The sequence below is a fragment of the Weissella confusa genome, from assembly GCF_004766315.1.
Classification (GTDB): Bacteria; Bacillota; Bacilli; order Lactobacillales; family Lactobacillaceae; genus Weissella; species Weissella confusa_A.
In genome coordinates this window covers 1-19,722 of the sequence record NZ_PVSN01000052.1, presented here as the reverse complement: position 1 = coordinate 19,722, position 19,722 = coordinate 1, and the positions used below count along the sequence as shown (strand labels likewise).

19 protein-coding genes and 3 pseudogenes are annotated in these 19,722 nt (G+C 43.5%); 17 read left to right on the top strand and 5 right to left on the bottom strand.

Features of this window, described 5'->3' with window-relative positions:
• Both C6P11_RS07705 and C6P11_RS07700 read left to right on the top strand, forming a co-directional pair.
• Positions 1-169 (top strand): annotated as a pseudogene (locus C6P11_RS07705) (UTP--glucose-1-phosphate uridylyltransferase); the annotation flags it as partial.
• 43 nt (positions 170-212) lie between these two features.
• A complete protein-coding gene (locus C6P11_RS07700; protein WP_135520073.1) occupies positions 213-1,667 on the top strand; it encodes a flippase in 1,455 nt (484 codons plus the stop codon).
• 710 nt (positions 1,668-2,377) lie between these two features.
• On the opposite strand, the pseudogene C6P11_RS07695 reads toward C6P11_RS07700, so the two are convergent.
• The 3 genes and pseudogenes from C6P11_RS07695 to istA all read right to left on the bottom strand — a co-directional run.
• Positions 2,378-3,175 (bottom strand): annotated as a pseudogene (locus tag C6P11_RS07695) (LCP family protein); the annotation flags it as partial.
• 59 nt (positions 3,176-3,234) lie between these two features.
• Positions 3,235-3,972, bottom strand: a complete 738-nt coding sequence (gene istB, locus C6P11_RS07690) for an IS21-like element helper ATPase IstB (protein ID WP_003555349.1) — start codon at positions 3,970-3,972, stop codon at positions 3,235-3,237.
• A gap of 9 nt (positions 3,973-3,981) precedes the next feature.
• Positions 3,982-5,205 (bottom strand): IS21 family transposase, encoded by a 1,224-nt coding sequence (gene istA, locus C6P11_RS07685; protein ID WP_135520068.1) that lies wholly within the window; start codon positions 5,203-5,205, stop codon positions 3,982-3,984.
• A 316-nt stretch (positions 5,206-5,521) separates the two neighbouring features.
• Between istA and C6P11_RS07675 the strand changes: the two genes are divergently transcribed.
• Complete coding sequence (locus tag C6P11_RS07675; protein ID WP_135520066.1) at positions 5,522-6,289, top strand: tyrosine-protein phosphatase; 768 nt, start codon at positions 5,522-5,524, stop codon at positions 6,287-6,289.
• A gap of 60 nt (positions 6,290-6,349) precedes the next feature.
• On the opposite strand, the gene C6P11_RS11415 is transcribed toward C6P11_RS07675, so the two are convergent.
• Complete coding sequence (locus C6P11_RS11415; RefSeq protein ID WP_280950208.1) at positions 6,350-6,475, bottom strand: hypothetical protein; 126 nt, start codon at positions 6,473-6,475, stop codon at positions 6,350-6,352.
• Positions 6,476-6,928: 453 nt separating this feature from the next.
• On the opposite strand from C6P11_RS11415, the gene purB reads away from it, so the two are divergent.
• The 14 genes and pseudogenes from purB to accA all read left to right on the top strand — a co-directional run bounded on the left by purB (position 6,929) and on the right by accA (position 18,973).
• Complete coding sequence (gene purB, locus C6P11_RS07670; RefSeq protein ID WP_135520064.1) at positions 6,929-8,227, top strand: adenylosuccinate lyase; 1,299 nt, start codon at positions 6,929-6,931, stop codon at positions 8,225-8,227.
• Positions 8,228-8,304: 77 nt separating this feature from the next.
• The gene (locus C6P11_RS07665) at positions 8,305-8,523 is read left to right on the top strand and encodes a CsbD family protein (protein WP_135520062.1); all 219 of its coding nucleotides are present in this window, start codon (positions 8,305-8,307) and stop codon (positions 8,521-8,523) included.
• A 278-nt stretch (positions 8,524-8,801) separates the two neighbouring features.
• On the top strand, positions 8,802-9,275 hold the full coding sequence (fabZ, locus tag C6P11_RS07660) for a 3-hydroxyacyl-ACP dehydratase FabZ (protein WP_003609779.1): 474 nt from the start codon (positions 8,802-8,804) through the stop codon (positions 9,273-9,275).
• Between the two features lie 2 nt (positions 9,276-9,277).
• A complete protein-coding gene (locus tag C6P11_RS07655) occupies positions 9,278-9,736 on the top strand; it encodes a MarR family winged helix-turn-helix transcriptional regulator (protein ID WP_003609781.1) in 459 nt (152 codons plus the stop codon).
• Between the two features lie 11 nt (positions 9,737-9,747).
• Positions 9,748-10,719, top strand: coding sequence for a beta-ketoacyl-ACP synthase III (locus C6P11_RS07650; protein WP_135520060.1), 972 nt, complete (start codon positions 9,748-9,750; stop codon positions 10,717-10,719).
• Between the two features lie 84 nt (positions 10,720-10,803).
• Positions 10,804-11,043: an acyl carrier protein gene (locus C6P11_RS07645; RefSeq protein WP_003609785.1), complete on the top strand. Its 240-nt coding sequence runs from the start codon at positions 10,804-10,806 to the stop codon at positions 11,041-11,043.
• A gap of 33 nt (positions 11,044-11,076) precedes the next feature.
• Positions 11,077-12,024, top strand: coding sequence for a nitronate monooxygenase (locus C6P11_RS07640; protein WP_135520057.1), 948 nt, complete (start codon positions 11,077-11,079; stop codon positions 12,022-12,024).
• 21 nt (positions 12,025-12,045) lie between these two features.
• A complete protein-coding gene (locus C6P11_RS07635) occupies positions 12,046-12,990 on the top strand; it encodes an ACP S-malonyltransferase (RefSeq protein ID WP_135520055.1) in 945 nt (314 codons plus the stop codon).
• On the top strand, positions 12,990-13,712 hold the full coding sequence (locus C6P11_RS07630) for a 3-oxoacyl-ACP reductase family protein (RefSeq protein ID WP_135520053.1): 723 nt from the start codon (positions 12,990-12,992) through the stop codon (positions 13,710-13,712). Before C6P11_RS07635 ends, C6P11_RS07630 begins: the two co-directional genes overlap by 1 nt.
• Before the next feature lie 90 nt (positions 13,713-13,802).
• On the top strand, positions 13,803-15,038 hold the full coding sequence (fabF, locus tag C6P11_RS07625) for a beta-ketoacyl-ACP synthase II (protein WP_135520051.1): 1,236 nt from the start codon (positions 13,803-13,805) through the stop codon (positions 15,036-15,038).
• Positions 15,038-15,508, top strand: coding sequence for an acetyl-CoA carboxylase biotin carboxyl carrier protein (gene accB, locus C6P11_RS07620; protein ID WP_003609794.1), 471 nt, complete (start codon positions 15,038-15,040; stop codon positions 15,506-15,508). The genes fabF and accB overlap by 1 nt, the downstream gene beginning before the upstream one ends.
• 12 nt (positions 15,509-15,520) lie before the next feature.
• The gene (fabZ, locus tag C6P11_RS07615) at positions 15,521-15,952 is read left to right on the top strand and encodes a 3-hydroxyacyl-ACP dehydratase FabZ (protein WP_135520049.1); all 432 of its coding nucleotides are present in this window, start codon (positions 15,521-15,523) and stop codon (positions 15,950-15,952) included.
• Position 15,953: 1 nt separating this feature from the next.
• Complete coding sequence (gene accC / locus C6P11_RS07610) at positions 15,954-17,330, top strand: acetyl-CoA carboxylase biotin carboxylase subunit (protein WP_135520047.1); 1,377 nt, start codon at positions 15,954-15,956, stop codon at positions 17,328-17,330.
• Between the two features lie 11 nt (positions 17,331-17,341).
• Positions 17,342-18,973 (top strand): annotated as a pseudogene (accA, locus tag C6P11_RS11295) (carboxyltransferase subunit alpha).
• Positions 18,974-19,123: 150 nt separating this feature from the next.
• Here accA and C6P11_RS07595 read toward each other — a convergent pair.
• Positions 19,124-19,543, bottom strand: a complete 420-nt coding sequence (locus C6P11_RS07595) for a 2'-5' RNA ligase family protein (protein ID WP_135520040.1) — start codon at positions 19,541-19,543, stop codon at positions 19,124-19,126.
• Positions 19,544-19,722: the final 179 nt, after the last annotated feature.

The following is a 19,722-nucleotide window of genomic DNA, read 5'->3' as shown; positions in this document are numbered from 1 at the left end:
TTCATTGAACAAGCGTCAACACGTTTACGCCCACGAATTCAAGGGTAAGCGTTACGACATCGGTTCAAAGATTGGTTTCTTGACGACTAACATTGAATACGGTTTGAACCACCCACAAACTGGCGAAGCATTGAAGCAATACATCAAGGATTTGGCAGCTACGTTATAGTAGTTGGCACCGTGAATTTATCACAGGAAGTTTGATCGATAACATGCAGATTATCAAAAATTATTTATACAATGTAGGATATCAACTACTGACTGTTATAGCACCGCTGTTGACTATGACGTATCTAGCGCACGTTCTTGGGACTAAAGGATTTGGTATTCAGGCATGGACAAATTCTATTGTGACGTATTTTTTATTGCTCGCTACACTTGGAATCAATTTATATGGTCAGAGAGAAATAGCTTATGTCCGGGATGATGTGATAGAACGCGATAGAAAATTTTGGGAAATTCAGATACTTCACTTCATTGTAGGTACAATTACATTACTCATTTACTTTGTTTTTATCTATCTTATGTCGAAGACCGGAATCAATGAATTCAAATCATACTACTCCCAACTAGTGTTGCAAAGTTGGGTCATTGTTGCGGTTGTTTTAGATATTTCTTGGTATTTCATGGGTTTAGAGGATTTTAAGAAGACGGTAGTACGAAATTCTTTAATTAAAATTGTAGTTGTCGTATTGATATTTACGATTGTTAAAACTAAACAAGATGTAAATAAATATATTTTGTTGTTGGCGTTGACTCAAGTTATCGGGAATATTACGATGTGGTTCTATTTGCCGGGGAATGTCCGAAGGCCTAAGCTAGCAGAGCTACGTGTCTGGAAACATGCGGCTCCTACCATTTCCTTGTTTATTCCAACGGTAGCAACGCAGATTTATTTACAGCTGAACAAAACAATGCTTCCTATGTTAGCCCATGGATCAGCTGCGTTGTCGGGATTTTACGATAATGCTGATAAAATCGTCAGAGTATCCCTTGCACTTGTTACTGCGATGGGAACGGTTATGTTACCTCGTGTTGCGAATCAATATGCTAATAAAGATTATTCGGGTGTGAATACAGCCATTTATAATTCAATGGATTTTGTCACAGCCTTAGCAGTGCCACTGATGTTTGGCATGGCTGCGATTTCTCAAAAATTAATCGTTTGGTATTTAGGGACACCGTTTTTGCCTACAGGTAGTACGATAATGATTCTGTCTCCAATTATCTTATTTATTGCTTGGAGCAATGTGATTGGGACTCAATATTTAATGCCTACTAATCGAGTGCATGATTTTACTGTATCTGTCACTCTTGGTGCGGTTGCGAATATTTTGTTGAATTTTATATTTATTCCGCTTTGGGGATTATACGGTGCTGCATATGCGACGGCGTTGTCAGAATTAGTAGTTACGATTTATCAGGTTATCGTGGTTAGGAAGCAATTGAGTCTTGCTCGCCTATTTGATGGGCTTTGGAAGTACTTTCTTGCGGGAATTGTGATGTTTATCGTTGTGTGGATTGTTCAGTTGAAATTGCCGGCCACTCCAATTTGGACAATTGTAGAAATAGCGGTGGGGATTGTTGCTTATGTTGCTCTAATTTTCATGCTTAAAACAACATTTTCAAAACTCATAATTCGATTTGTTTTTAAAAAGATAGACTAAGCGAGCAACGGTGTTGAGAAATATCTAAAAGAAAAGGCCAACAGGCAAACTTAAAATTGAGTTTGTCTGTTGGCCTTTTTTGCGATTATATTGCTAACGCTAAGTTATTTTATTTTTTAATAATTGATTCAAGCGCCTTTAAAGGAGCTTGAATCAATTTGTTTTTATACTTTCTGCCTGGATAAATAAACTTGGCATTAATATCAGAAGTGTAATATTTTTCGATCCAGATATCTAAGTCGACAAATGCTTTTAAAGCGGCAAAATTTTGCGCTCGATATCGTTTAGGAATAGCGTTATTAAAAACGTCTCTACCGAAAGCTAGTAAAAGGTCAGACGAGGAAGGGGATAGACTTCGCTTTACTAAATCGAATGATTTTTTGAGATTTGCTATATTGGCAAAATTAGTACCCGCAGAACCGACATTATCTGGATCTAGAACGGAAGTTGTATTTATAAAATAAAAATGTGAGTATTTCCCTTTTAAGTGGTTCAGTAGGACGTTTATAGTTTCTTCGATTTTAAAATCGACATATCTTGGCTGTTTTAAAATAATGACGATGCCTTAGAGGTAGATTCTTTAGGAACGGACGTAATAATAATTTCTCGTAAAAATCGGTTAACTTCTCCGTCTGTAGTGTCTTTTATTTCGACAGTTTGTGCGTTTGTTTCTGTTTTTGGCATGACTTTTAGTTTCCTAAACTTAAATGTTACTCGGTGGCATTTAACGCATTTTCAATTTCATTGTGAACACGCTGGAATTCGGCATCCGATATGATTTGATATGAAACGCCATTATCCATTTCACCTGTACCCTTGATTTGATCACGGTTAATGGTTTGAGCAGAATCACGATACTTAGTGGCTAAGTTACGTAATGAAGTAAGTGAAATGTTTGAACGAACATTGTCAGATACGGCATTTAAGAAATCGTTTGATAGAACGCTAGAAGGATCATCTTTCAGCTTATTAATTACTGATTCAATCACGAGTTGTTGGCGAATTTGGCGACCGTAGTCTCCTTGTGGATCGTCGTAACGCATGCGTGAGAATTGCAATGCTTGTGCACCATCCATGTGGTACGTTTGACCTTCTGTGAATGAATAACCTTCATAGTCAAATGTTAATGGTGACTTTACATCGACACCACCAACGGCGTTAACAAGCTGCTTCAAACCATTCATGTTAACCAATAGGTAACCATCTAGCTTGATGTTAAGCAATTTATCAACTGCGTTTACTGCGGCTTCAGCATTACCATATGCGTACGCCGCATTAAGCTTCGCATCAACACCGTCGATTTGAATTTTCGTGTCACGTTCGATTGAGATCATTGTTGTGGTTTTTGAAGTTGGGTTAACAACCATAACCATCATTGTATCGGTACGCCCCTTGAAGTCTCGGCCTAGAGCACCAGTGTCCGTACCGAGGAGTAGGTAAGCGACTGACTTCACAGCTTTGGTCTTCGTGTCTGAAGCTTTACTTAATGTGCTGTCCATTGAGTGAATTGTCAAGGGCAGTTTAAAAATGTAGGTTTTCGGCAGAAAGAAATGTAGGTTTTCGGCAGTTACTTGAGGCCACGTAATCGGTAAGATTTACCAGTGATCTTCACTACGTGAACATGATGAACCAAGCGATCGAGAATGGCTGCTGTCACAGTTGGGTTCTGGAAAATATCAACCCAAGCGGATAGATCACTATTGCTGGTAATGATCGTTGAATGCTTTTCATAGCGGGCATTGACTAGCTGAAATAAGAGGTTAGCTTCTTGGTGACCAATTGGCAAATACCCAATTTCATCAATAATTAATAGGTCATAGCGCGAATAGCGGCTTAGAGATCGATCAAGCAGTCCTTTTTCGTAAGCTGCTCTCAATCTAATCAACAGCTCATGACAATTAATAAAGAGAACCCGACAGCCCTGTTTACAGGCCTCAATCCCAATACTAATTGCCAAGTGGGTTTTACCGACTCCCGGATTGCCAATAAAGATTAAGTTTTCAGACTTTTCCATAAAAGCCAGATTCTGGAATTCCAGAACCTCTTGGCGATTAATACTGGGTTGAAAGCTAAAATCAAATGTATCTAGGGATTTTGTATTGGGGAACCGAGCACGGCCAATGGCCCGTGCAATCTGACCTTCGTGTCGATTCTGGAGTTCCGAATTAGTTAAATCAATTAGCGCCTCAGTTAATGACAGATTATCAGTGTGAATTTGATCAAGGTAATTCGGCAAGTATTCACGGATTTTGTTTAACCCTAAGCGCTCAAGATTATTTAAAAGAATTTGATTATTAGTGGTCATGGTAGCCTCCTATAAGTTGTCGTAATCAGTCATATGTTCACGAATGTAAGCTGAAATGTCTTCATCTGTCCGCCCTTTAAGCAAATCAGATTTGAGGATATTGAACTGATCTTGGGGGTCATAATTCAGCGAATTGGTAGTTATGGAGTGCGTACGAATTTCTTCTCCGTTATAATAAATGTGGATGCGCTGCTCATCATTGGAGATTTCAACAGCAACCGTACAACCAATGTATCGCGGATCTACTGAGTACTTACATTTGCGGAAATTGATCATGGCCTCCTTCGAAACGACACGGGTAATGTTTTCTTCGAAGTATGGTTCAAGGAGATTAACTGGAACGCGATGAAGGTACTCTTTTTCTTCGTCTAACCATTTCAGGTACGGGACTTCGTCCGTGGCCTGCGAAGTTTCATGATTTAGATCATCTCGGAGCATATGAACTAGTTCGATTAGCTCAGTTCCATCAGTAAATTCAGTATTGTATGGCCGTAAACGTTCAACCGTGCGAGCAAGGGCTTCAACTGCACCTTTAGTTTGTGGTCTGAATGGTCGACAAGCAATTGGTGTGAAACCGGCATCTTTACAGAATTCGTGGAACCGTTCGTTAAAGACAGCGTGGCCAAACTGGGATTTTGTATGATCCACAACGGTTTTCATATTATCAAACCAGATTTCCGTCGGAATACCTCCGGTATGAAGGAAAGCGTCGTGTAAGCAAGAAAAGAGGGTATCTTGGCTCCGATCAAAGGTTAGTGTCATATATTTGAGTTTTGAATAAGGCAATACATACAAGAAAATATTGAATTTAAACAGCTCACCCTCGCTGCTCACTAGGGCCATTTCTTCTTTCCAGTCAACTTGAGCAGAGAGACCAGGGGAATGTTCAATCCGAATGGTAGCTTTCTTAACTCGTTCTCGGCGGGTTTGGCGACAATAATCTTTCACGAGGGTATAGCTGCCGGTAAAGCCCTTCTTCTGGATAAATTTAAAAATTGAAGCAGCCGAACAATTTAGTTCAAGCTTTGAATCGATGGTTTGCTTGAATGGATCCAGTAAACTTGGCCGTTTCGGTCGACCACTTGGTCGGCCCTTAAGTCCAGCTTTGACTTCCTCATAGGCTTTCTTAACGGTTCGATAATCAACATTATATTGCCGGGCAATCTCGGCGAAGTTAGGCTTAATATTTTCAGTCACGTAAATCGTCACTCCTTCTCTTAAATCACGCCTCACATCAAATTCCTCCTACACTCTGATGTGATTCATGATACAAAAAATGTAGGAAAACCAACAGTTCTAACCTGCCGTTTTCCTACATTTTACGGGTGCCTTTTACAAGTGAATCTTCGAAGTCGTGTTGTGTAGCGCGAATGCAGCGACGCCACCACCAATCACAATCAGGGTAACAGCGATACCCAAAATCCAAAGTAACACCTTTTTAATCATGGAAAAACTCCTTAAAATGTATTCAAAACATGAATAATTATATAACATTCCATGAATAATTAGGGTATAGTTAAAGAAAGAGAAAAGGTTTAAGGAGACGAATATGATTGACATTCACAGTCACTTATTACCAGGCATTGACGATGGTTCAGAGAACCTTGACGTTTCGTTGCAAATGGCACGTGATGCGGTTGCAGATGGCGTGACGCATGCACTTATGACACCGCACCACATGAACGGACGTTATGTGAATCATGCATCAGACGTGATTAAGTTAACGGCTGATTTTCAAACTGAATTGAACAATGCGAATATTCCATTGACGGTTTTCCCATCGCAAGAGGTTCGCATCAATGGTGGCTTGTTGTCAGCGTTGGATGACGGTGACATTCTCACAACGGATGAGCAGGGAACCTACATCTTAATCGAATTCCCATCAGATGATGTACCAGCATTTACGATGGATATGTTGTTCCAAATCCAACAACGCGGTTTGGTGCCAATCATTGTGCACCCAGAACGTAATACACGTCTAATGAAGGAACCACAATTGTTGTATGATATGGTGTCACGTGGGGCATATGCACAAGTGACCGCTAGTTCATATGTTGGTACATTTGGTAAAGCAGTGACGGCCTTTAGTGAAGATATTATCGCTAATGGGTTGGCACACTTGTTTGCATCAGATGCACACCATATTCCAGGTCGCAAATATGAAATGACAGCTGCATTTGACAAACTAAAAACAGCATATGTTTCTGACCTAGCAAAGCGATTTGACGATAACGCCAAGGCTTTGGTCAACGGTGAGCGTTTATCTCGTCAGCACCAAACGCCAATCAAGAAAAAGCGCTTCTTTTCAGCGTATTAAAAAAGTTCTCTTCCAAACAAAGTGAAAGATCACCAATGTTTGGAAGAGAACTTTTTAGTTTTAATCGTTATCACGAAATTTATCATCGTGAATTTTAGTGCGCTTGCCACTTTGTAATAAGGCCATGGCCACGATGGCGCATGTGCCACCAAGCATGAAGGCCAATAATAGACCAATGAAGTACATGAGAAACTCCTTTCCCCTGAATTTCAGTGTATGTGATGATGGGGAAACAATCAAGGGCTAAATGTTGAATGCGTTTTGAAGAATGTTAGCCTTAGTTTATCAATATTGTAGATGAATTTTGTTCATAAAGTGTTCATTTTTTCTGGTTACTATTAGTACATAAGTTAAGGCGAGGAGAAATAGTAATATGTTAATGTTGTGCGTGTTTGTTGCTGGTATTGTAAGTGGCATTTTCGGCATGGCCTTGCTTAAGGCGGCTGGTCGTGAAACGCCAAGGTTTAGTGCTGAATAATAAAAGATATATAACACCTAGGAACAAGCGATAACCGCTTGTTCCTTTTATTTTGGCCGAAATTCAGATAAATAGTGCAAAAACATTCGTGAATAATGTACAATAATAAACGTAATTAAAGTTTTGTTCGTATTTTAAGACGATTTAATAAGGGGATAAACATGATTGATCGCTATGCACGACCTGAAATGCGCCATATTTGGTCATTGGAGAACCAATACCAATCTTGGCTAGATGTAGAAATTGCTGTCACAGCCGGCTGGGTAGCTGAGGGGCACGTACCGGCGGAAGATTTAGCAGCAATCCGTGCAAATGCAAAATTCGATGTTGATCGCATTGCAGAGATTGAAGAGACGACGCGTCACGACATGGTTGCCTTTACGCGCAATGTGTCAGAGTCATTGGGGGATGAGCGTAAGTGGATTCACTATGGTTTGACGTCAACTGACGTCGTAGACACTGCCCAAGCATTACGGCTACGCCAAGCAAACAACGTTATTAAGGCCGATTTGGCAGCCTACAAGGATGTTTTGGCAACGTTGGCCCGTAAGTACAAGCACACCGTGATGATGGGCCGTACACACGGTGTTCACGCGGAACCAACGACGTTTGGGCTGAAGATGGCGCGCTTTTACCAAGCAGCTGTCCGCGACCTTGAGCGTTTTGAACGCGTCGCAGCAGCCGTTGAAACAGGAAAGTTATCAGGTGCAGTTGGTACATTCGCCAATGTGCCACCAACTGTTGAAGAGGCAGCCATGGCTGAACTTGGCCTAACGCCACAAGCAATTGGCTCACAAGTGTTGCCACGTGACTTGCACGCTGACTACGTGACGACGATTGCGGTTATCGGAACGACGTTGGAAGAAGTTGCCACTGAGATTCGCGGTTTGCAACGTTCAGAAATTCATGAGGTTGAAGAAGGCTTTAAGGGTGGTCAAAAGGGATCATCAGCAATGCCACACAAGCGTAACCCAATTGGTTCAGAGAACATCGTTGGCTTGTCACGCGTTTTGCGTGGTTATGCAGTTACTTCTATGGAAGATGTTGCTTTGTGGCATGAGCGTGATATCTCACACTCAAGTGCTGAACGTATTATTTTGCCTGATGCAACGACGGTTTTGGATTACATGTTGCACCGTTTGACGGCAATTTTGGAGAACTTGCAAGTCTTCCCAGAAACAATGTTGGCTAACATGAAGCGTACGTATGGCTTGATTTACTCACAACGTTTGCTCTTGAAGTTAGTGGATGCCGGAATGTCTCGTGAAGCAGCTTACGATACGGTTCAACCGTTGACGGCACGTTCATGGGATGAGCAACTCCAATTCCGTGATTTGGTAGATGCTGACGCAACAATCACGGAAAAGCTAACGAGGGCTGAGATTGACGACGCCTTTGACTACAATTGGCACTTGAAGCACGTCGATGATATCTTTAAGCGTGTCGGACTAGCTGACTAAGCTTGCCCGTTTGGCAGATGGCATGAATGAACTTCCTTGTTATGATTAAATCAATCAAACAAAGGGGGACGATTTATATGACAATGTCAGATCACGTTAAGGGAAAGTACGACGAAGCAGCTGGGAAGACAAAGGAAGTAGTTGGATCAGCGACTGGAAACGAGCGCGTTGAAGCTGAAGGCAAGACGCAAAAACTTGCTGGTAAGGCCCGTGATGCAATGGGTGATATCAAGGAAAAGGCTGCCGACGCAGTTGAAGACTTGAAGGACAAGATGCACAAGGATTCTGATAAGTAGACTAATCAAACAGGGATGATGGCAGCGAACATCATCCCTGTTTTTTGTATACAAAAAGTAAGTTGTTGCATAAATTTACTATTTTTATGAATTAAATGAATAAGATATAACTTGTTAAAATGCCTGAATTTAGGCATTTTCGACAAATGAAGCCTAGATAGTAAATGGGGTATACGCATATTTATTGCGAAAGTGTGTTGACATTTTGCTTAAAACAAAATATGATTTGAATATCGAATAGTTTGATGTTCGAAATACTTTTTGGAAGGAGTGAGACTATGGCAGTTTTAACGACGACTGAAATCATGGATTTGATTCCCAACCGTTATCCAATTCTTTATATGGATTACGTGGACGAGATGACACCAGGAGAATCATTGATCGCAACGAAGAACGTAACAATCAATGAACAATTCTTCCAAGGTCACTTCCCAGGGAACCCAGTTATGCCTGGTGTGTTGATTATTGAATCACTTGCACAAGCGGCATCAATCTTGATTTTGTCATCACCACAATTTGTTGGTAAGACGGCTTATATGACGGGTATTGATAATGCCAAGTTCAAGCGCATGGTAAAGCCAGGCGACGTCTTGAAGTTACACGTAGAATTCGGTAATCTGAGAGAGAACATGGGAACAGTAAACGTCAAAGCTATGGTTGATGGCAAGTTAGCAACTAGCGCCGAATTGATGTTTGTTGTTTCACCTGACGAGAAAAAGGCGGCTGACGCCAAGAGTGAGACGGAGAAGTAAGTATGGCAGCTAGTGAAGAAGCATCGTTCGAACAGATTAATGAGGCCCTAGTTAACGTTTTTAACAACGTTGTCTGGATTGAGGAAGCCTCATTGCGTGAATCAAAGTTTAATGACATCACGATTAAGGATATGCACACGATTGCAGCCATCTCGATGTATGAGACACGTACAGCGTCACAAGTCGCCGAAATGGTGCACTTGACGCCTAGTGCGATGACGAGCGTAATCGATAAGCTAGTGAAGAAGGGATATGTTGAACGTCGTCGCGATGACGAAGATCGACGTGTTGTCCATCTTGTACTAACGCACTCGGGACGTACGGTTTTCCGTGCACACGAGGCTTTCCACCGCGGTATGGCCCACTCATTGTTTGACTCTCTATCCGACGATGAAGCGGCTGCCGTACGTAAAGCAGTGATTAATTTGCAAGAATATCTTCACGAGTTGATCCAGTTCTAAGAGAGGGCGACATGGAAAAATTTACCATCGTCCAGTCAGCGCGAGCAATCCCATCACGAGTCGTTACGAATGATGATTTAGCATCATTTATGGACACGTCTGATGAATGGATTAGTTCACGTACTGGAATTCGGCAACGTCACATCGTCGACACTGAAGATACCAGTGATTTGGCCGTGGCGGTAGCAGAAAAACTCCTCCATCAAGCTGGTTTGACCGCGGATCAACTAGATTTTATCTTAGTTGGTACGATGTCACCGGATACATTGTCACCGAGTGTTGCACAAATTGTGCAGGGGAAAATCGGTGCGCACAATGCTTTCGCTTGGGACCTAAGCGCTGCTTGTTCAGGTTTCGTTTATACGTTGAGTATGGCAAGTTCATTGCTCACAACGCGTTATGAACGAGGCTTAGTTATCGGGGCGGAAGTGTTGAGCAAACTTGTGAACTGGGAAGACCGTTCAACGGCCGTACTCTTCGGAGATGGCGCAGCGGGCGTCTTGCTAGAACGCACAACAGCAGCAACTGGTTTGCTAGCTGAATCATTGAAAACGTTTGGTGAACGTTCACAATTCCTAACGGCTGGGCAACAACAAAATGCAAATCACTTTGCAGGCATGTTGAAGACAGCTGATCCATATTTCAAAATGGGTGGACGTGAGGTTTATAGCTTTGCAACTCGCGAAGTACCAAATGTCTTAAATGAAGCGTTGGCTAAAGCTGACTTAACACCTGATGATATTGATGTTTACCTATTGCACCAAGCAAACGGACGCATTATCAGCAGTATTGCGAAGCGCTTTGGCCAACCAATTGAAAAGTTCCCAATGAACATGGCTTCATATGGAAACACAAGTGCTGCAAGTATCGGTATCTTGCTTGACGAACTTCGTGAAGCAGGGACGGTGCACGCAGGACAAACAATCGCAATCGCCGGATTTGGTGGTGGATTGACGGTTGGCGCCTTGATTATCAAGGTCTAATTTATTTTTCTAAAATTGTATATGGCGTATACATTTTAATTTTCAAACTACTTTTAAATTATAAAGAAAACAGAGGATATTAACATGACTGAAGCAGAAATTTTGAACAAGGTAACTGAAATCTTGGTAGACCAATTTGATTTGGAAGAGGGCGAAGTTAAGCCTGAAACGAACTTGACTGAAGACATCGACGCAGATTCATTGGATTTGTTTGAAGTGTTGAACCGTATCGAAGACGACTTCGACATCAAATTGGCTGTTGCTGAAGAAATTCAAACTGTTCAAGACTTGGTAAACAAGGTTTCTGAGCAAGTAAACGCCTAATCACACAAACCCAAAGAGAAAGGGAACCGCAAAATGAGCGTCAAGCTAAGTAATCCATTATTTGAAAAGTTAGGCATGAAGTACCCTATCATCCAAGGTGGTATGGCCTGGGCAGGGACTGGTCATCTTGCAGGTGCTGTCTCTGAGGCAGGTGGTTTAGGTATCATCGGAACGGGTTATTGGAAGGCTGATAAGGTACGTGAAGAAATTCGTCGTGCCCGTGAAGTTACTGATAAGCCATTCGGTGTCAACGTGATGTTGTTGTCACGTCACATTCGCGAAGTCTTCGATGTCATCATCGAAGAAGGTGTTAAGGTTGTCGCAACCGGTGCTGGTGATCCGTCACCATTTATCGAAGAATTGCACAGCCACGACATCTTGGTAATTCCAGTTGTGCCATCAGTTGGACTTGCTAAGATGATGGAAAAGAAGGGTGTTGATGCGGTTGTCGCTGAAGGTATGGAGTCAGGTGGTCACATTGGTATGTTGACGACGATGACATTGGTACCACAAGTGGTTGACGCATTGAAGATTCCAGTTATCGCAGCTGGTGGTATTGCAGATGGTCGCGGCGTTGCTGCGGCCTTCATGCTAGGTGCCTCAGGTGTACAAATGGGAACGCGTTTCTTGGCTTCAGAAGAAGCTGAAGTACACGAAAACTTTAAGAATTCTGTTGTGAAGGCAAAGGACATTGATACGATCGCTACCGGTGAATTGCTTGGTAATCGCGCTCGTGTTTTGAAGACGAAGATGTCAAAGAACTTTGTTAAGCAAGAACGTATTGAAATCACAAAGCCTAAGCCAGATGCAGATGCGATTGAAGAACTTGAAAATGGTTCACTTCGCCGAGCTGTGCTTGATGGTGATAAGGAAAACGGTGCCTTCATGGCTGGTCAAATTTCAGGAATGATTACTGATATTAAGCCAGTGGCACAAATTATAGAAGATGTTTGGTCACAAGCTGAAGACTTGTTGAACTAACCAAACAACAGGGGAGAGAACATGAAACTAGGACTATTGATGAGTGGTCAAGGTGCGCAACAAGTTGGCATGGGAGCTGACTTGTATGCAAACTTACCTGAATATCAAGAAACAATTGACCGTGCGAGTGAGTTACTTGGCTACGATGTTATGGCCACTATTGTAAATAGTGAAGACAACATCAAGCAAACGAAGTACACACAACCTGCTATTTTGGCAATGAGTATGGGTATCTACAATGCTTTGTCAGACGTTATGCCAAAGCCAGCCGCTGCATTGGGCCTAAGCTTGGGCGAATACAGTGCATTGACTGCTGCTGGTGCAATGACGTTTGAACAAGCGATGTGCATTATCAAGGATCGCGGTGCATACATGCAAGCGGCTGGTGATGCAAACCCAGGTAAGATGGTTGCCGTTATGACGGATGAACAAGATATGGTAGTTGCAATGCTTGAAAAGCTACAAGCAGCTGGCAAGCGCGTTTATCCAGCGAAATTCAACACATTTAACCAATTGGTCATCGGTGGTATTGAAGCAGACGTTAATGATGCCATGGCAGAACTAACTGAAGCTGGTGTCTCACGCATGGTTGAATTGCCAGTTTCAGGGGCTTTCCACACACCATTGTTGCAAACGGCTGCTGATCAATTGGCAGTTCGCCTAACTGACGAAACGTTTAACACACCTGAATTCGCTGTTTACTCAAACACGACGGGTCAAAAGTTCGTGGATGTGAAGGCAACCTTGTTGCAACAAATCACGTCACCAACGTACTTTGCTCAAGCGTTGCAAGCGATGGTTGATGATGGTGTTGATACGTTGATTGAGTTTGGTCCAAGCGACACCTTGATGAAGTTTGCCAAGAAGATTGTTGGTAAGGACGTTAAGCGCTACTGCGTGAAGGACCTTGCTTCATTTAATGAAGTTCGCGACATGTTGATTGCAGAACAGGAGACAGTACAATAATGGATCTTGCAGGAAAGAATGTGTTGATCACGGGATCAACACGTGGTATCGGATTGGCAATTGCCAAGGCTTTCGATGAAGCTGGCGCACGTGTGATTTTGCACGGACGCTCAGCTGTAAAGCCTGAAGTAATGGCTGAATTCAGTGAAGATACATTGGCAATTACGGCTGATATCGCTGATGAAAACAGTGTTAACGATGCGTTGACTGGTTTGCTTGAAGAAGTAGACGGTATCGACATTTTGATTAACAACGCTGGAATCGTTGACGACAAGTTGGCTATGGGGATGAAGCCTAGCGAATTCGCCAATGTTGTGAACACAAACTTGAACGGTACGTTTAACGTGACGCAACCACTCTTTAAGAAGATGTTGCGCGCCCGTTCAGGAAACATCATTAACATCGCGTCAGTGGTGGGATTGATGGGTAATGTTGGACAAGCTAACTATGCTGCGTCAAAGGCCGGAATCGTCGGCTTGACGAAGACGTTGGCAAAGGAAGGTGCAATGCGTGGCATTCGTGTTAACGCAATTGCGCCCGGCATGATCGTTTCTGACATGACGGATGCTTTGTCTGACAAGGTTAAGGAACAAGTCCTAGAGGCTGTGCCTTTGAAGCGTTTTGGAAACGCGGCTGAAATCGCACAAACTGCCTTGTTCTTGGCTCAAAACGATTACATCACTGGCCAAACAATTACGGTCGATGGTGGATTGTACATCTAAGGAAACCAGATACGACTTGATGCACTTATTCTTTCGTAACTTATTTTAATAAGTCGTATCTAACGCTTTAGGAAAGTAGAGGAGAACAACATGACACGAGTTGTCGTAACAGGTTTGGGTGCAGTTACGCCCGTTGGTAATACAGCAAATGACTTTTTGGATGGAATCTTTAACAGTCAAGTTGGTATTGCCCCAATTACAAAATTTGATGCCTCGGAAACGGGTGTCACGGTTGCTGGTGAAGTGAAGGGCTTCGATCCTGCAGAACGCGTTGGAAAGCGCGAAGCTCGCAAGATGGATTTGTTCTCACAATATGCCGTTCACGCAGCTGGTGAAGCTTTGGAAAACGCTGGTTTGGCAGATGGTGTTGATAACCCGGATCGTTTCGGCGTTATCATGGGTAACGGAATCGGTGGTTTGACGACGATCGAAGAACAAGTTATCAAGATGCACGACAAGGGACCACAACGTGTGAGCCCAATGTTCGTGCCAAACGCTATCCCAAACATGGTGTCAGGTAACGTGTCAATGCGTTACGGTGCCAAGGGAATTAACTACACATTGTCAACGGCGTGCGCCAGTGCGACGAACGCGATTGGTGAAGCCTTCTGGCGTATCCAATCAGGCAAGTACGATGTGATGGTTACGGGTGGTTCAGAAGCAACGGTTAACGAAATGGGAATCTCAGGATTTGCTGCGTTGACTGCTTTGTCAACTGAGCCGAACCCACTTGAAGCTTCAAAGCCATTTGATGTTAACCGTCACGGTTTCGTCATGGGTGAAGGTTCAGGAATTTTGGTTTTGGAATCTTTGGAACACGCACAAGCTCGCGGTGCCAAGATTATCGCCGAAGTGGTTGGTTACGGGGCTAACTCAGATGCCTACCACTTGACGAGTCCAACACCTGACGGATCAGGACCTGCTGGTTCAGTGAAGTTGGCTTTGCAAGACGCTGGTATTGAAGCTAGCGACATTGACTATGTCAACGCACACGGAACAGCGACTGGTGCTAACGATGCTGCTGAATCAAAGGCAATGGAGTTGGTATTCGGTCAAAACGGTGTCCTTGTTTCATCAACTAAGGGTATGACGGGTCACTTGTTGGGAGCCGCTGGTGCTATTGAAGCAATCGCTGCAATTGGTGCTTTGGTTCGTGAGCAATTGCCAGTTAACGTTGGTGTGACGGAACAAGATCCTGAAACTGCTGGGGTAACGTTGGTTAATGATGACAACAAGTTTGTTGCCCCTAACTACGTTTTGTCAGCTAACTACGGATTTGGTGGCCACAACGCCGCTATCATTTTCAAGAAGTGGAGTGAGAATTAATGGGTTTGCAATTAGATGACATTCGAGCTTTGATGCAAGATTTGGAAAACAGTTCATTGCGTGAGTTTTCATTGCAATCAGATGATTTCAGCTTGCACTTGAGCAAGAACGAAATCGCACAACCTGTTGTCACGACGCCTGCACAGCCAGCTGTTGCGAGTGTCGCGACAGCAGAGGCGCCTGTAGCAGCTGCTGAGCATCATCCATTGGATAAGGAAGAAAAGCAAGGCGTAACAATCGACGCACCGTTGGTTGGTACGGTTTACTTGAAGCCAAATCCAGATGCAGCACCATTTAAGCAAGTGGGTGATCACGTTGCCGTTGGTGAGCAAGTTGCGATTGTTGAAGCAATGAAGTTGATGACGCCAGTAAAGAGTGAAGTTGCTGGTATCATTACTGAAATTTTGGTTGAGGAAGAAGATGTTGTTGACTACGGTCACGCACTATTCCGTGTCGAATTGGATGCCTAAGGAGGTCTCGACATGTCAGTATTAAACACACAAGAAATTCAAGAGATCTTGCCACACCGTTACCCAATGTTGATGTTGGATACGGTTGAGGAATTGGTGCCTGGTGAGAAGACGGTTGCGATTAAGAACATCACAATCAACGAAGAGGTCTTCCAAGGCCACTTCACTGGTAACCCAACGTTCCCAGGCGCTTTGACGATTGAGGCGCTTGCCCAAGCTGGTGCAGTTGCGTTGTTGTCAATGCCTGAGTTTAAGGGTAAGACAGCTTACTTTGGCGGTATCAAGAAGGCTCGCTTCCGTAAGATGGTAAAGCCTGGTGATCAAATGCGTCTTGAAGTGACGCTAGATCGTTTGCGCGGACCAATCGGTGAAGGTAAGGGTATTGCTTACGTTAACGGTAAGAAGGCTACAACAGCTGATTTGACGTTTATTATTGGAGACTAAAATGTTCAAGAAAGTGTTAGTCGCGAACCGCGGTGAAATCGCCGTTCGTGTCATCCGTACACTGAAGGAAATGGGCATTCAATCTGTCGCAATTTACTCTTCAGCTGATGCGGATAGCCTCCATGTGAAGTTGGCTGATGAAGCGATTTCAGTTGGAGGACCAAAGTCAAAAGATAGTTACCTAAACATGAAGAATATCTTGAGTGCCGCGTTGTTGACGGGTGCTGAAGCGATTCACCCAGGTTATGGTTTCTTATCTGAAAATGAGTTGTTCGTTGAAATGGCAGAAGCGGTTGGTTTGAAGTGGATTGGTCCGAGCCCTAAGGTGATTGAACTGATGGGTAACAAGGCCAACGCCCGTGAATCAATGCGAGCTGCTGGTGTACCAGTTATTCCTGGTTCTGAAGGCTTCATTCGTGATGCTACAGAAGCCAAGGCAGTGGCTGATCGCGTGGGTTATCCACTATTGCTAAAGGCTGCGGCTGGTGGTGGTGGTAAGGGAATGCGTTTTGTATACTCAGCTGATGAGTTGGCAGACAAGTTCGATGATGCCCAACGTGAAGCAAAGGCTGCGTTTGGGGATGAACACATGTACGTTGAAAAGGTTATGGAGAACGTGCGTCACATTGAGATGCAAGTGATGCGTGATCGTTTCGGCAATGTGTTGTACTTCCCTGAGCGTAACTGCTCATTGCAACGTAACAATCAAAAGGTAATGGAAGAAAGTCCTGCGCTTGGTGTCACACAAGAAATGCGTGACAACCTTGGTGAAATCGCAACGAAGGCGGTTAACGCTTTGCAGTACGAGAACACTGGAACGTTGGAATTCTTGCAAGACCACGACGGCAATTTCTACTTTATGGAAATGAACACGCGTATTCAGGTTGAGCACCCAGTTACTGAAATGGTGACCGGTGTTGACTTGATTCGTATGCAAATTGAAGTGGCCGCTGGTGAGCCATTGTCTGTGTCACAAGCAGATATTGCCTTGAAGGGACATGCTTTGGAAGTTCGTTTGAACGCGGAACAACCAGCAAAGAACTTTGCACCAAGTGCCGGTACAATTGATTTTGCCTTTTTGCCAACTGGTGGACCTGGTATTCGTATCGATTCTGCCATTTATGCGGGTGATAAGATTCAACCATTCTATGATTCAATGATTGGTAAGTTGTTGGTACATGCTGACAACCGCGGTGATGCAGTCACAAAGATGGATCGCATCTTGGATGAATTGGTTGTTCACGGGGTCAGCACGAACGCTGAATTCCAAAAGGCGTTGTTGCATGATCCAACGGTTGCCCGTGGGATGTTCGACACACGTTACTTGGAGAAGGAGTTCTTGCCACGATGGCAAGCCAGTCTGCCTAAGGCGGATTAAGGAGAAGAGGCATGGATTTATTTAATAACACCACGGTTTCAACTCCCAAGATTAAGCGAGATGCGAACCTAAATGATCGTATTCCAGATGGCTTGTTCTTGGCGTGCCCATACTGTGGCGCACAACTCTATTCAAAGCAATTGGGTGATCACCGTGTCTGCCCAAATTGTGGTTACGGTTTCCGTTTGCAAGCCCGTGAACGCATGGCCTTGATGATAAATGATTTTGAAGAACTAGATGCTGATTTGAAGTTGGCAGATTCAGACTTCCCAGGGTATGCGGCGAAGTTGGAACGTGCCCAACAACAAACGGAATTGGGTGACTCGGTCTTGACGGGAGTAGCGACCCTTGAAGACCAGCGCGTTGCTATCGGTATCATGGATTCTTACTTTATCATGGGATCATTGGGATCAATCACAGGTGAAAAAATCACGCGCTTATTTGAGCACGCAACGGCAGCTAAGTTGCCAGTCATCTTGTTTACTGCATCTGGTGGTGCACGTATGCAAGAAGGTATTCACTCATTGATGCAAATGGCAAAGGTGTCAGGCGCAGTTGCGGCTCACCAAGATGCTGGCTTGCCATACATTGTGGTTCTGACAGATCCAACAATGGGTGGCGTAACTGCATCGTTCGCCATGCAAGGTGACATTACATTAGCTGAGCCACACGCATTGGTTGGTTTTGCTGGTAAGCGTGTCATCGAGCAAACGATTCACGAAAAGTTGCCTAAGGAGTTCCAACGTGCCGAGACAGTCATGGAAAATGGCTTTATCGATGCGATTGTGCAACGTCCGCAGATGGCAACAATTCTTGCACAACTTGTGCGTTTTCACCAAACAACGGAGGTTAAGTAAATGGCAGCCCTTTTTCGTCGTGAATTAACCCCTGTTCAGGTGGTGAAAAAGTCGCGTGAGGATCGATTCTCAGCACGCGAAATTATTGACGGTATCTTCACTGATTTCTTTGAATTGCATGGTGACCGGTTTGCTGGTGATGACGCAAGTGTCATCGGTGGCCTAGCAAACCTTGATGGTAAGCCAGTTACGGTTATTGCCATCGACAAGGGAACCGACATCAAAGATAAGTTGGCAAAGCGTAACGGGTCTCCTGAGCCATACGGTTATCGTAAGGCTACCCGTTTGATGGACCAAGCGGCTAAGTTTGGTCGCCCTATCATCACTTTTATTAACACGCCAGGCGCTTTTCCTGGTAAGTCAGCTGAAGACCAAGGACAAGGTGAGGCAATCGCCCAAAGTATTCTGCAAAGTATGACGTACCCAGTACCAATGATTGCCATTGTGTACGGTGAAGGTGGGTCAGGGGGCGCGTTGGCCCTAGCGACATCTGACCAAGTTTGGATGTTCCAAAATTCAACGTATTCGATTCTCTCTCCAGAAGGATTTGCAGCTATTTTGTGGAAGGATGCTAAGCGTAGTGCAGAAGCAGCAGAATTTATGGGATTGACGCCTAATGATCTCTTAGCGAACGAGATTATTGACTATATCGTCCCAGAGAGTCGCTCACATGCACGTGTCTTCAATTTGGTTCGTGCCAAGTTACAAGATGAGATTTCGAAGTTGCAATCACTTGCACCTGATGAACTTGTTAAGCAACGTCGCGCACGTTTCCGAGCATTTTAAACATTTGCAATTATTCAATATCGAACGCCAGATAGTTACTATCTGGCGTTTTTTTGATATGTCTTAAAAAGTGTATTGGTAAATAATTTTTGAACTGTCGTCGGGTAATATTTCTTCAAAAACAATGCTTTTGACGCTTAAAGCAAACGGCTACCAAGTATCTGATAAATTAAAGACAATTTGTCTTATTTCATCAGCGCTTAGGTCTCTACCGATAGTCACATGTGGTGTGTAAGGGATGTCTAGACGTTGTTTATCGGCGAATTCGGGGATCTCATATAACTTGTCATGTAAGGCTTTAATGGCGGAGTTATCGCTTTTTAAAATAGCGAGTATGTTGTGATACTCTAAATCACCTTCAAAATGGGAAACGATGGGTGTGAAATTTTCTAGGTAAGTTCCATATTTGTTGATTTCAGAAATAATCGCATCGATAGTGTCGGACGTAATATGTTGCGGAAAAACCAGTGTTACGTGCGGAGGAACTTTGCTATATAGAGGATCGAATTGCTTCCTCAATTGATTCAGAGCTTGGTCGTCATGAAAGGTAAGCATAATTGAAATATTCATCTGGTATTCTCCTTTTTAGAGTTAGAATTAAATGATAATTTAATTAGCTATTAACCCGGATTATTCATGCACTAAATTTTTAACCACAGCTAAATCAGTAAAATACGATAAATCACCTTGAAACTGCCAGTACCTTGGCACGGTTTCAGGGTGTTTTTTTCGATTGGGCGTTTTTTGAG

What these genes read in the sequence shown, in the direction of transcription:
- accC (WP_135520047.1), top strand. Translation starts at nt 15,954, where the DNA reads ATGTTCAAGAAAGTGTTAGTCGCGAACCGCGGTGAAATCGCCGTTCGT.
- C6P11_RS07640 (WP_135520057.1), top strand. Translation starts at nt 11,077, where the DNA reads ATGAGCGTCAAGCTAAGTAATCCATTATTTGAAAAGTTAGGCATGAAG.
- purB (WP_135520064.1), top strand. Translation starts at nt 6,929, where the DNA reads ATGATTGATCGCTATGCACGACCTGAAATGCGCCATATTTGGTCATTG.
- C6P11_RS07630 (WP_135520053.1), top strand. Translation starts at nt 12,990, where the DNA reads ATGGATCTTGCAGGAAAGAATGTGTTGATCACGGGATCAACACGTGGT.
- C6P11_RS07665 (WP_135520062.1), top strand. Translation starts at nt 8,305, where the DNA reads ATGACAATGTCAGATCACGTTAAGGGAAAGTACGACGAAGCAGCTGGG.
- C6P11_RS07655 (WP_003609781.1), top strand. Translation starts at nt 9,278, where the DNA reads ATGGCAGCTAGTGAAGAAGCATCGTTCGAACAGATTAATGAGGCCCTA.
- C6P11_RS07650 (WP_135520060.1), top strand. Translation starts at nt 9,748, where the DNA reads ATGGAAAAATTTACCATCGTCCAGTCAGCGCGAGCAATCCCATCACGA.
- C6P11_RS07645 (WP_003609785.1), top strand. Translation starts at nt 10,804, where the DNA reads ATGACTGAAGCAGAAATTTTGAACAAGGTAACTGAAATCTTGGTAGAC.
- accB (WP_003609794.1), top strand. Translation starts at nt 15,038, where the DNA reads ATGGGTTTGCAATTAGATGACATTCGAGCTTTGATGCAAGATTTGGAA.
- istB (WP_003555349.1), bottom strand. Translation starts at nt 3,972, where the DNA reads ATGACCACTAATAATCAAATTCTTTTAAATAATCTTGAGCGCTTAGGG.
- C6P11_RS07675 (WP_135520066.1), top strand. Translation starts at nt 5,522, where the DNA reads ATGATTGACATTCACAGTCACTTATTACCAGGCATTGACGATGGTTCA.
- fabZ (WP_003609779.1), top strand. Translation starts at nt 8,802, where the DNA reads ATGGCAGTTTTAACGACGACTGAAATCATGGATTTGATTCCCAACCGT.
- C6P11_RS07700 (WP_135520073.1), top strand. Translation starts at nt 213, where the DNA reads ATGCAGATTATCAAAAATTATTTATACAATGTAGGATATCAACTACTG.
- fabZ (WP_135520049.1), top strand. Translation starts at nt 15,521, where the DNA reads ATGTCAGTATTAAACACACAAGAAATTCAAGAGATCTTGCCACACCGT.
- C6P11_RS11415 (WP_280950208.1), bottom strand. Translation starts at nt 6,475, where the DNA reads ATGTACTTCATTGGTCTATTATTGGCCTTCATGCTTGGTGGCACATGC.
- C6P11_RS07635 (WP_135520055.1), top strand. Translation starts at nt 12,046, where the DNA reads ATGAAACTAGGACTATTGATGAGTGGTCAAGGTGCGCAACAAGTTGGC.
- C6P11_RS07595 (WP_135520040.1), bottom strand. Translation starts at nt 19,543, where the DNA reads ATGAATATTTCAATTATGCTTACCTTTCATGACGACCAAGCTCTGAAT.
- fabF (WP_135520051.1), top strand. Translation starts at nt 13,803, where the DNA reads ATGACACGAGTTGTCGTAACAGGTTTGGGTGCAGTTACGCCCGTTGGT.